This is a genomic window from Pelomicrobium sp., assembly GCF_036803785.1.
In the GTDB taxonomy this organism is placed as follows: Bacteria; Pseudomonadota; Gammaproteobacteria; order Burkholderiales; family UBA6910; genus Pelomicrobium.
The window spans coordinates 1-11596 of record NZ_DAIRTR010000097.1 but is presented as its reverse complement, the minus strand read 5'-3'; the positions used below and the strand labels follow the sequence as shown (position 1 = coordinate 11596).

Here is an 11596-nt window from a genome sequence, read left to right as displayed (position 1 = left end):
CGGTTGGCCACCACCCCCGCCACCCGCAGCCCCGGCCGGTAGGTGGCGAGCCCGTGGCACACGGCAGCAAAGGTCTGGGCCATGGCGGAAGCGTCCACCACCAGCAGCACCGGCAGGCCCAAGGCGATCGCCAGGTCGGCGCTGCTGGGCTCGCCGTCGTACAGGCCCATGACCCCTTCCACCAGGATCAGATCCGCTTCCCCCGCTGCCTCGAACAGGCGGCGGCGGCACTCCGCCTCCCCCACCATCCACAGGTCGAGCGTATACACCGGCGCGCCGCAGGCCCGTTCCAGAATCATGGGATCCAGGAAATCGGGCCCGGTCTTGAACGCCCGCACCCGTCGCCCCTGGCTGCGATGCAGGCGGGCGAGGGCCGCCGTGGCCGTGGTTTTGCCCTGTCCCGAAGCAGGGGCCGCCACCAGCAGCGCCGGACAGCGTCGCCGGACAGCGGTCCCGGGCCCAGGCTCAAGGGCGCTTGGCGGCATAAGCGATGGCGGAAAGCAGCGTCATGGGGATTGGTTTACTCCATCCGGGCGCGGGTGCGCAAGCCATCGAAGGAGTCCGTATCCGACGAGGATCAGCGCGGCATAGAAGAAAGTGCTCAGCGCATACCGCGGGTAGTAGCGGGCTACACGGGCCGCGTATTCCAACCCGCTCAGCGTCGGGAAGTAACCCGAAAGCAGGTAAAAACTCCCGTTGGAGATCAAGAAGGCGGCGGTGACGCCGACGAAAAGCGCCGCCGCTGCGCGCGCCCACCCGTGGCCACCGCCCACTCCGTGCCAGCCGCACCCGCGCCCCGCAAGCCACAGGGCCCCGTAGGCGAAGGCGAGAAAGGGATAGGCGGGCGTCACGCACCAGCCGCTCACTCCACCTGCCGTGATGGCGAGAAAATCGATCGCGGCGGCCTCGGCGAGAAACGTAGCGAACCACCCGCTTGAGCGCAGGAACATGCCCGCCAGGAAAAACACGGCCCAGGACGCGTCGGGAAGCGGGAGAGCTGGGCCGAAGGAGTGAGAGCGGGTGGCGGCCATCAGGGCAGCAAGGCCCAGGCCGGCAAGGAGCGGGCCATGGCGATGCAGCGCATGCACGATGAGTCCTCCTATGACGTCGCGCGAAAAATGAACCCATCACCCGCCCTGGGGCCGGTAGCGCAGGGTGACGAAGACGGTGGTGCCGTCCTGGGGAAAGAAGGCAGCCGTCTCGTAGTCCTTGTCCAACACGTTGCCCACCTTGAGCTGCACCGCCCAATCCTTGTAGGGCCGGTACTCGGCCCGCAGGTCCACCGTGGCGTAACCGCCCAGGCGGCGGGTGTTGGCCAGATCGTCGAAGCGCCGGCCCTCTGCCACCACGGTGGCGCCGACGGTGAAACGCCCGATGTCCCGGTCCACGTCCAGGCGGGCGGACTGCTCCGCCCGCCGGGGCAACACCTTCCCGTGGTTCGGTCCGCTGCTCCGGTTCTCCGGGTCCAGGAGGGTGGCGTGGGCCACGATCCGCCAGCCGGCCATCTGTCCACTGACGATGCCTTCGATTCCCCGCAGACGCGCCTCGTCGATGTTCTGGGGCAAGAAAGTGGCCGCGTCGAAGGCGATCAGTTGGTCCACCTGGGTCTGGTAGGCGTGGAGCGACCAGCGCCAGAGGCGCCCGATGCCCTCCAACCCCACCTCCACGCTTCGAGATTCTTCTGGGTGGAGCTTGGGGTTGCCGAAGCCGGGAAAGAACAGCTCGTTGAACGTGGGCGCCTTGAAGGCCGTGCCATAGGAGGCGATGAAGCGCAGGCCTTGCATGAGCTCGTAGCCCCAGGCCGCGGCGCCGGTGGTCTTGCCCCCAAACTGCTCGTTGTCGTCGCGGCGCAGGGACGCTTGCAGATCGTGGGCCCCCAGCCGGCCCAGGTACTGGGCGAAGAGCCCTTCGTTGCGCCGTGAAGTCACCGGAAAGGCGACAGTGCCATCCACCCGGTCGTTCTGATGGTCGAAGCCGACGGTGACCAGCTGGTTTGCCCCGAGGGCGATGTCGTTCTGCAGGGAAAACAGATCGCGCCGGGTGTCGAAGCGGCTCTGGAACACCCCGTTCAGGAAATTGTCCGACTCGTCCCGACTCTGGCCGGCGGTGAGGGCTACCTGCCAGCGCGAGAGGGGCGAGAACTTCAGCCGCCCGCCCACCACCTGCTGCACCGACTCGGACTCGTTGACGAAGGTGCCGTCGAACTCGTTCTGCCCCTTGGCGCGCAGGGCATGAAAGTCCACCTCCGCGCCGTTGTCGAAGCGGTGCCCCAGGCGCAACGAGCCGACGCGGTTACGGTAGCCGTCGGCGTCGGGCTCGACGGTGAAGCAGCCTGCGCCCCCTGGGAATGGCTTACCGGTGCAAGCGTTAAACCCCTGGGTGTCCAGGTTGCTCAGCCCCAGGTGGAACCAGCTCCGCTCGCCGCCCCCCTGCAGGCCCGCCACCAGGGACGAGGTGCTGTGGGTGCCGGCACCGACGCTGAAGTAGGGCGCGGGCGCTCCCCCTCCCCGGCGGGTGAAGATCTGGATCACGCCACCGATCGCCTCCGACCCATACAGGCTCGAGCGGGGACCGCGCACCACCTCAATGCGCTCGATTTGCTCGAGGGGAAAGTCCTGGAACGCCGCCTGGCCCAGGGTGGCCGAGCCGACCTTGATGCCGTCGATCAACACCAGCACGTGGTCGGACTCGGTGCCGCGCAGAAACAAGGAGGTGTTCTTTCCGAGCCCGCCGTTGTTGGCAATGGAGAGGCCGGCGAGCCCCCGCAACACCTCCTGGACGGACAACGCCTGGCTCGCCTCGATGTCCTCCCGGGTGATTACCGTGACCGAGGCCAGAGTCTCCTCGGCGGTCTGCGCGGTGCGGCTAGCAGTCACGACGACCGGCGCGAGGGCCACCACTTCCCTAGCTGGCAACCCTTCCGCCCCCCAAGATCCACTGCAGACGGCAAGCAGCACCCAGCCCGCCGGCGCGTAGATTTTTTTCATGGCTTTGCCTCCGCCCGCGCGCACACCCGCGGCGGGCCTTGCGTTATTCGAGAACGGATGCGGAGGAAGGAGGAAACGGAGCGTGCGCTGTAGAAACCGCCTGCCGCCGTCGGACCGCCCTCCGCGATCCCCCTGCGCTGCGCTCCAGGCCGGTCTCCGGGCTTGCGAGTGGAGCGGTGTCGAACCGTCCGGGTCTGCGCCTTCCCGCGCGCTGCGCAGTGGCGTGATGCAGACCCTTGACTCGCTTACCGTTGCGGGGGCAGCGCCGGCCTTGCCCGGTCGATCCGGACGCACCGGCTTCCCGTTTCACTGGGCCGACGGCCGCCGGCCCAGTACCTGAAGCGTGAGTCAATGTATCGGTGCGGAGAGGCGCGTGTCAAGGACGAATCTCACCGCCTCCTCGGGAGTCTGGCGGCCGTAAGTTGTCCATGGCCCGACAGAGCACCGTCGTGGCAAGGCTCTCCCACGCGAAGACCTCTAAGATCCGCGCGTTTCGTCATCACTCGTGGTAGCGTAAAACCCACGAGCGGCAAATCGGTCGTAAAGGAGCGGATCGGGCGAAGCGCGCCTCCGCGCGTGGCCCACTTTCGGTCAGGGCTAGATGGCCAGAAGTAAGCGGCGTCCGGCAGGGCAGGGGGTCGTGAATCGACGCCATTTTCTTGTGAAGGCCGGCAAGGCGTTGCTGGGCGTAGTGTCGGTGAGCGCCCCATCGGCGGTGCCGAGCTTTCCCGCCACTGCCGACCCAAGGCCCGGGCCGCGAACCGAGGAGGGCTCGCGCATGCATGCCCACGAGGTCACTCTCTTCGTCTGTGGCGACGTGATGACCGGGCGCGGTGTGGATCAGATCTTGCCTCACCCGAGTAAGCCCGATCTGCGCGAGCCCTACCTGCGCTCGGCGCTGGGCTATGTCGAGCTGGCAGAGCGGGCGAGCGGGCCGATTCCGCGGCCGGTCGACTTCGCCTATGTTTGGGGCGATGCCCTGACCGAGTTGGAGCGTATGCGCCCCGCTGCGCGCATCATCAATCTGGAAACCGCGGTCACGACCTCGGAAGAAGCATGGCCCCGCAAAAGAATCCACTATCGCATGCATCCCGGCAACGTGGCGTGTTTATCCGCGGCCAAGATCGATTGCTGCGTGCTCGCCAACAACCACGTGCTGGACTGGGGCTACCGCGGTCTGGCCGAGACGTTGGACGCCCTGCGCGCGGCAGGAATAGGCACCGTCGGTGCCGGGAGTAATGCGGCGGAGGCCGCGGCACCGGCGACGATCGAGCATCGTCGTGGCGGAAGGGTGCTCGTTTTCGCCTACGGCACCGAAAGCGCTGGCGTGCCGCGGGCGTGGGCCGCGGGCGAGGCCCGCGCAGGGGTGAGCTTCCTCGACGAGCTGTCGCCCCGTACGGCGGAGGCCATTGCCCGCCAGGTGGGCGCCGCCAGGCGCGCCGGCGACATTGTCGTCGTTTCGCTCCATTGGGGCAGCAACTGGGGCTATGGCATCGCGGAGGAAGCGCGGGCGTTCGCCCACCGGCTGATCGATGCGGCCCAGGTAGATCTCGTGCACGGTCATTCGTCCCATCACCCGAAGGGCATCGAGGTCTACCGCGATCGGCCGATTCTCTATGGCTGCGGGGACTTGTTGAACGACTACGAGGGAATCAGCGGCTATGAACCGTTCCGACCCGATCTCGTCCTGATGTATTTCCCGACCTTCGACGCGTCAACCGGCAAGCTCTCCCGCTTCGCGCTGACGCCGATGCAGCTACGCCACTTTCGCCTCAACCGTGCCCGTGGCCTGGACGTGGGCTGGATCGAGCAAACCTTAAACCGCGAAGGGCGAGCGCTCGGCACTCGGGTGGAACGTCAGGCCGACGATACGCTTGTGCTTCGCTGGGCGTAAAGCGTACCGCAAGTCGCCAGGAATGGTTTCCTTTCGCTACACTTAAGGAGTGATCGAGGGCGGTGATCGATGGCCCTCTGTTGCTATGGACACGCTTGAGCTCGCTTTCGGTCTGACCTTCTCCGATCTCTACGAGCGCTCGGGCATCGAGCGCATCGATCGGCTTTTTCTCGAGCACTTGCGCCGCAGTGCGCCGCAGGTGCACGAGCACCTGGTTACGGCTCGGGCGCGCCCCGAAGCGGTCACCAAGCTCCAGTACTCCCACCTCCTGGTGGAAGCGGCCCCCCATCTGGACGTCTTCCTCGGGCAGCTCTTCGGCATCGAGACGGAGGTCGCGCGCCTAAACGCCCAGCACGAGGCCGCGCAGCGGCTCTACCGGATCAAGCGTCAGTTCGTCCAGCGCCGGGCGCTCACCGCCCGCTCTCCCGCAGAGGCCGAGCGGGAGGACGGGGCCGCGCTCGCACGCGAGCTCGAGCAGCGCATGGGGCAAACGTTCTCGGAGGCCACCTTCGCGCGCCACGTGGAGCGCTGGCTTGCGGAAGGTGACGAAGCCGCCCTGGCGCTGGCCGAGCGCTATAGCGCCTGGGCGGTGTATACGTCCGCCGGTCGCGCGCGCCACGCTGAGGGCACGCTCTTCAAGGTCCCCGCCAAGCTCGACCCGGCCCATCTGGTGGATGCGTCCCCGCAAACGGACCACGGCATCACGCGGCTGCGCCTGGACGAAGCCCATCTGCGCCGGCGCGACGGGTTTCGCCTCACCGATCCCGGAATGGGCGAGGAAGCGGTGCTCGACCAGGCGAACTACTGCATCTGGTGCCACGGCCAGTCGAAGGATTCCTGCTCCGTGGGGCTGCGGGACAAGGGCGGTAACTTCCGTTCGAACGCCCTCGGCGCCATGCTCACCGGCTGCCCGCTGGAAGAGAAGATTTCCGAGATGAATTTCGCCAAGGCCCACGGCGCCTCTCTCGGGGCGCTGGCCATCGTCACGGTGGACAATCCCCTCGCCGCCGCCACCGGCCACCGCATCTGCAACGACTGCATGAAGGCCTGCATCTACCAGAAGCAGGCGCCGGTGGATATTCCCCAGATCGAGACGCGAGTGCTAAAGGACGTGCTGGCGCTGCCCTGGGGATTTGAGATCTATAGTCTCCTCACCCGCTGGACACCCCTACACCTGGCGCGCCCGGTGCCGCGTCCCGAAACGGGCTATAAAGTGCTGGTGGTGGGCCAGGGTCCGGCGGGCTTCAACCTGGCGCACCATCTCCTGAACGAAGGCCATACGGTGGTGGCCATCGACGGGCTGAAGATCGAGCCGCTGCCGGAAGCGCTCTCTGGTGTCACCCTGGACGGTCGGCGGGTGCCGTTCCGGCCGATCCGGGACGTGGGCGAGCTGTGGGAGGATTTGAGCGGCCGAGTAATGGCAGGTTTCGGTGGGGTGGCCGAATACGGGATCACCGTGCGTTGGGACAAGAATTTCTTGAAACTCGTGCGCCTGCTCCTCGAGCGGCGCAAGGGCTTCGCCTTGTTCGGCGGTGTACGCTTCGGCGGCACTCTCACGCCTGAAGACGCGTTGGCAATGGGCTTCGACCACATCGCCCTTGCCACGGGCGCCGGCCGGCCCACCGTGGTGCCGATGAAAAACGCACTCGCCCGGGGCGTGCGCATGGCCTCCGACTTCCTCATGGCGCTGCAGTTGACCGGCGCCGCGCGCTCGGATTCCATCGCCAACCTGCAGATCCGCCTGCCGGCGGTGGTGATCGGCGGGGGCCTGACCGCCATCGATGCCGCCACCGAGACGCTGGCCTACTACCCGGTACAGGTGGAAAAGTTCCTGTCCCGCTACGAAACTCTCGCGGCCGAGCAGGGGGAGGCGGCGGTGCGCGCCGGCTGGAGCGCCGAGGACGCGGCCATTGCCGAGGAGTTTCTCGCCCATGCCCGGGCGATCCGCGCCGAGCGCGCCGCGGCCGCCCGGGAAGGCCGCGCGCCGCGGCTGCGGGAGCTGCTTGAGGCTTGGGGTGGCGTCACCATCGTCTATCGCCGGCGGCTGGCGGATGCCCCGAGCTACCGACTCAATCACGAGGAAGTGCGCAAAGCCATGGAGGAGGGGGTACGCTTCGCCGAGAACCTGCAGCCGGTGGCGGTCCTCACCGACGATTTCGGTGCCGCCCAGCGGCTACGGCTCCAGCACACCAGCGGCGGCGGCGAAGTGGAGCTCGCCGCGCGCACCGTGCTGATCGCTGCCGGCACCCAACCGAACACCGTGCTCGCCCGCGAGTTTCCCGGGCTGCTCCCGCCCCTGGACGGCGCCTACTACCAGGCCTTGGACGAAGAGGGGCGGCCCGCCGCGCCGGGACGTAGCCCCAAGCCGGCAAAGCCCCACGTGCTGATGGCCCTCTTCCCCGATGGGCGGACCATGAGTTTCTGGGGGGACTTGCATCCGTCCTACGCCGGCAACGTGGTCAAGGCCATGGCCGGCGCGAAGCAAGGCTATCCGGTGCTGTCCCGCAAGCTGCACTCGCGGCCGCCCGAGCCGGTGGCGCCGCAGGCCTTGCTCGCCCGGTTGAACCAGGAGCTTCGAGCCACGGTGCACGCGGTGCACCGCTTGACCCCCACCATCGTCGAAGTGGTGGTGCACGCGCCTATGGCCGCCCGTCGCTTCCGCCCGGGACAGTTCTATCGACTGCAGAACTTCGAGGCGTGTGCACCCCGTGCCGACGGGACGCTTCTCGCCATGGAAGGGCTCGCCTTGACCGGGGCCTGGGTCGACGAGGAGAAAGGGCTTTTGTCCCTGATCGTGCTGGAGATGGGAGGCTCCTCCGACGTATGCGCCCTGCTCAGGCCCGGCGAGCCGGTGGTGGTAATGGGACCGACCGGTGCCCCGACCGAAATCCCCACAGGCGAGACAGTCCTGCTCGCGGGCGGGGGCTTGGGAAACGCCGTGCTCTTCTCCATCGGCCAGGCGTTGCGCGCCAACGGCTGCCGCGTGCTCTACTTCGCCGGGTATAAACGGCTTGCCGACCGCTACCATGCGCAGCGCATCGAAGCGGCCGCCGACGTGGTGGTGTGGTGCTGCGAGGAGGCGCCCGGCTTCATTCCGGGTCGACCCCAGGACAAGGCCTTCATCGGCAACATCGTCCAGGCCATGGAAGCCTACGCCCAGGGAGCGCTGGGAACCCCGCGGCCGCCCCTTTCGGCCGTGGACCGCATCGTCGCCATCGGCTCGGAGCGCATGATGGCCGCGGTGGCCGAGGCGCGCACCGGTCGCCTCGCCCCGTATCTCAAGCCCGGCCACGTGGCCATCGGCTCCATCAACTCGCCGATGCAGTGCATGATGAAGGAGATCTGCGGCCAGTGCCTACAACTGCACCGGGACCCGGCCACCGGCCGGGAGGAAGTGGTCTTCTCCTGCTTCAACCAGGACCAGCCCCTGGATCAGGTGAGCTTCGCCTGCCTCGCCTCGAGGCTGTCCCAGAACGCACTGCAGGAAAAGTTGACCGCCCGCTGGGTGCGCCGCTGCCTCGGACGGCTGATCCCCGGCGACCAACGGGCCGCCTGCCGAGCCGGCGCCTAGCCTTCAGTCGGCCCATGACAAACAGCCCGCCTTTGTTCGGGACAATTTGTGCTCATCCGCAGCCTGCATTGCGCCCGTAGGCACAGGGCGGCGCAGAAGCGCAGCCGAACACGCTGGAACGAGACCGGCGAACGGGACCCCGCGGCACATCCCGTGAGAGCTTGTGCAGCCGTTATACCCGGTTGTCAATCCTCCCCCCACTCGTCCTTTTCTTCCTCGGGCTCCTCCTTTCCTTCCTCCCGGTCCAGGCCCATCAGCCGGATCGCCGCGGCGTGCAGCGCCGACCCCTTGCGGCCCAGCGCCTCGATGACACTCAAATGATGAAACCCAGGCATAGGGATCTGTTCGACCTGGAGGCGCTCCTTCCAGCGGCCAACCAGGAGCTCCGTCTGGAGCCGAAACTCGCTGCTCTCCTCTCCCCCTACCGCCACCGTGAGGGGAGCCCTCACCTGCGGCTCCATGTATACGGGGCTTAGCCCTCGGGCGGCCTCGAGGGTGAGGCGCAGGTCGGCGTTCATGCTGGTTTCCACGAGAGGCGCCAGGTCATAGATTCCGCTCACCGCCAGACCTCCCTTGATCACCTTGGGGGTGAGCCCCGAGTACACCCGGTTCCAGTCGGTCACATACAGCATGGCGACCAAATGGGCCCCCGCGGAGTGGCCCGCGACGAAGAGCTTGCCCGGATGGGCACCGTAGTCGCCGGCGTTGCGCAGCAGCCATACGACCGCCTCCCGCGCCTCCTCCACGATGTGGGCCACCGTGACTTCGGGCGCGAGATCGTAGTTGACCATGGCCACGGTGACGCCTGCTTCCCCCAGGGCGGGCGCCAGGAAAGAAAAATCGTTCTTGTCCAGGGAACGCCAGTAGCCCCCGTGGAAATACGCGAGCAGCGCCCGGCTCGGCCCCTGGGAGAGAAACACGTCCAGGGTTTGCTTTCCCCCCTTTCCATAGCGTACGTCCAGAACGCAGGGCCATTCGGCCCGCACGCGCGCGGACGTCTCGGCCCAGCGGGCGAAAATCTGGGGATGGTCGGGAATCGCCGCACGGGCGTTGTACTGCCGCTCGAAGAACGGATCGATGCTGGGTTCCATGGCTGACTCCTGTACTCCTCTGGCACGCTTGAGAATCCTTGCGGATCGAGGAACTCGGCCGATGTCCTCCTGTCTACGAGCGTGTTTGCCCGAAGCGAGGCCACTGCCGTATACTGCCGCCCGTGACCATTGTAATGAAACGCATTGTCCTCCTGCTGCTGGCGTTCTGGCTGCCCGCCCAGGGCTTCGCCGGCATTGTGATGCCCTTCTGCGGCACCCACGGAAACGGCAGCCCCCCCGCCGATCATGGCTGGCACGCCGTCCACTTGGCACAACACGGCCTGCCCCACGATTCCCAAGGCCTTGATCACCAAAGCCCCGCCGCGGACCCGCCCGCTTCCCAGGACGGGGATTCCCGGGGTTTGCCCGCCTGCGACGGCTGCAGCCTATGCCAGCAGTGCAGCGCGCCAGGGCTTCCCGCGGCGACCGTCACGGCCCGCCCGGTGATCGCGGACGCCCAGCCGACCCTGGCGGTGCTCGCGCCCCGGCCGGTCTTTCTCGCCTCCTTTCAGCGGCCACCCCTCCTCTGAACCCCATTCCGTCGGGCGGCTGAAACCGCCGCCCCGGGGCGCGACGATTCGCGCCCTCCTCCTGCTCCACGTCCAGCGCGGAGCCGGTTTCAACTGGAAATGGGAGTCAGCTTATGTCGCAAATTCCTCGCGTAGCGTTGGCCCTTGCGGCCGTCGCTCTGGCCGCCGCCCTCGGCTTCCCTCCGGCCGAGGCGGCACAAGAGCGGGCAGGCGGCCCCCGCCTGCCCAACCTGCAAGGAGGCTCCTACGCCCGTGGCGTCGAGCCCGCAGTGGAAGCCCTGCTCGCCGGGCCCCTGACGCTGCACGACGCGATCCGCATCGCCCTGGTGACCAACGCCGAGCTCCTGCGGGAGTACCGGGAACTGGGGATCACGCCTTCCGCCCTGGTGCAATCGGGCCTGCTGGCCTCCCGGGCGGCGCCCTTGCAGGTGCGCAGCGATTTCCTCGGCCTGCCGCTTGCCACGGCGACACAACCCTTGCGCGCCCCGGACGAGCTGCGCGCCCAGGTGGCCCGGACGGCCCTGGCCGTGAGCCGGGAAGTGGCCGGAGCCTACCTGGATCTCGCCCTCGCCGAGGCGCTCGCGCCCCACGCCGAGCAACTGGCCGAGGCCGCCCTGGCCGCTGCGGAGCTCGGGGACGGCCAGCGGAAGGCGGGCAACGCCAGCCTCCTCAAAACGCTTCCTCATCGTGTTCAGCTCGCCGAAGTGACGCTCGAGCGGGACCTCGCCCGGGTCGCCCTCGCCAACGCTCAGCGGGAGCTGGCGCGGCGCTTGAGCCTCGTGCCGGGCGGCCGTCCCTTGAAGACCGCGGGGCTTCCCGCGCTCCCCGACACCCTGCCCCAGTGGCAAGGGCTTCAGGCCTTCGCCTGGGCGAACCGGCTGGACGCGCGTCGGGCCGAAGAGCGGTTCCGCGCCGACAACCCCACCGGCTATGCCTCTGCGCTGCCCGAGACCCGGGTGCGGCTCCCGCTCCTCGCTCCGGACAATCTGTACCGGCTCCAGGCGCCGGTGCCCAAAGCTGAGCTCGAGCTCCTGGAAACCCATCGCCGCGTGGCCGCGGAAGTGGCCAACGCCGAAGCACGGCTGCGGCTCGCCTACGCCCGGGCCGACGGCTACCGGGCCACCGTGCTGCCGGTGAAGACCGCCCTGGTGGACGAGACGCTCAAGCACTACAACGGCATGCTGGTGGGCGTCTACGACCTGATCGAGGCGAAGCGGGAGGAGCTGGAAGCGCGCAAGCAATACCTCGAAGCGGTGCGGGACTTCTGGATCGCCACCCTGGACCTGGAACAGGCGGTGGGCGGCGAGCTGCCGCAGCCCGTCGCTTTCAACTATGCCGAACCGGCCGCGCCCCAGGAAACGCTCAAAACCGGCGCCGCCCACGCCGGCCAACACTGAATCGGAGTCATGCCATGGATCGCAGACGTTTTCTCGCTACGAGCGGCGGCGCCGCGCTGGGCATCGCCCTACTCAAGCAGGCGGCCGCGGCGGCCAGGACAGCGCCGGAGGCCCGCACCCAGCCGC

8 protein-coding genes and 1 riboswitch are annotated in these 11596 nt (G+C 68.0%); of the genes, 4 read left to right on the top strand and 4 right to left on the bottom strand.

Annotated elements, in window-relative coordinates:
• From V7Q81_RS11390 to btuB, 3 genes are all read right to left on the bottom strand, one after another.
• Window positions 1–485: nucleotide-binding protein (locus V7Q81_RS11390; protein WP_442954820.1), on the bottom strand; the 485-nt coding region annotated here is incomplete at its 3' end.
• Between the two features lie 21 nt (window positions 486–506).
• Window positions 507–1088 (bottom strand): hypothetical protein, encoded by a 582-nt coding sequence (locus tag V7Q81_RS11385; RefSeq protein WP_333843348.1) that lies wholly within the window; start codon window positions 1086–1088, stop codon window positions 507–509.
• A gap of 39 nt (window positions 1089–1127) precedes the next feature.
• The gene (gene btuB / locus V7Q81_RS11380; RefSeq protein ID WP_333843346.1) at window positions 1128–2987 is read right to left on the bottom strand and encodes a TonB-dependent vitamin B12 receptor; all 1860 of its coding nucleotides are present in this window, start codon (window positions 2985–2987) and stop codon (window positions 1128–1130) included.
• A gap of 130 nt (window positions 2988–3117) precedes the next feature.
• Window positions 3118–3342: riboswitch (cobalamin riboswitch) on the bottom strand.
• A 285-nt stretch (window positions 3343–3627) separates the two neighbouring features.
• Between btuB and V7Q81_RS11375 the strand changes: the two genes are divergently transcribed.
• Together V7Q81_RS11375 and V7Q81_RS11370 are read left to right on the top strand one after the other, a co-directional pair.
• Window positions 3628–4881 (top strand): CapA family protein, encoded by a 1254-nt coding sequence (locus tag V7Q81_RS11375; protein ID WP_333843344.1) that lies wholly within the window; start codon window positions 3628–3630, stop codon window positions 4879–4881.
• 85 nt (window positions 4882–4966) lie between these two features.
• Entirely contained in the window at window positions 4967–8452 is a 3486-nt protein-coding gene (locus V7Q81_RS11370) for an FAD-dependent oxidoreductase (protein WP_333843342.1), read from the top strand.
• A gap of 185 nt (window positions 8453–8637) precedes the next feature.
• Here V7Q81_RS11370 and V7Q81_RS11365 read toward each other — a convergent pair whose 3' ends face one another.
• Window positions 8638–9543 carry an alpha/beta hydrolase gene (locus tag V7Q81_RS11365; RefSeq protein WP_333843340.1) on the bottom strand — a complete coding sequence of 302 codons (906 nt, stop codon included), beginning with the start codon at window positions 9541–9543 and terminating at the stop codon, window positions 8638–8640.
• A 134-nt stretch (window positions 9544–9677) separates the two neighbouring features.
• Here V7Q81_RS11365 and V7Q81_RS11360 point away from each other — a divergent pair, with 134 nt between their 5' ends.
• Window positions 9678–10073, top strand: coding sequence for a hypothetical protein (locus tag V7Q81_RS11360; RefSeq protein ID WP_333843338.1), 396 nt, complete (start codon window positions 9678–9680; stop codon window positions 10071–10073).
• Window positions 10074–10186: 113 nt separating this feature from the next.
• A complete protein-coding gene (locus V7Q81_RS11355; RefSeq protein ID WP_333843336.1) occupies window positions 10187–11470 on the top strand; it encodes a TolC family protein in 1284 nt (427 codons plus the stop codon).
• Window positions 11471–11596 lie beyond the last annotated feature (126 nt).

Coding starts and splice junctions, on each gene's coding strand:
- V7Q81_RS11370 (WP_333843342.1), top strand. CDS start 4,967: ATGGACACGCTTGAGCTCGCTTTCGGTCTGACCTTCTCCGATCTCTAC.
- V7Q81_RS11355 (WP_333843336.1), top strand. CDS start 10,187: ATGTCGCAAATTCCTCGCGTAGCGTTGGCCCTTGCGGCCGTCGCTCTG.
- V7Q81_RS11360 (WP_333843338.1), top strand. CDS start 9,678: ATGAAACGCATTGTCCTCCTGCTGCTGGCGTTCTGGCTGCCCGCCCAG.
- V7Q81_RS11365 (WP_333843340.1), bottom strand. CDS start 9,543: ATGGAACCCAGCATCGATCCGTTCTTCGAGCGGCAGTACAACGCCCGT.
- btuB (WP_333843346.1), bottom strand. CDS start 2,987: ATGAAAAAAATCTACGCGCCGGCGGGCTGGGTGCTGCTTGCCGTCTGC.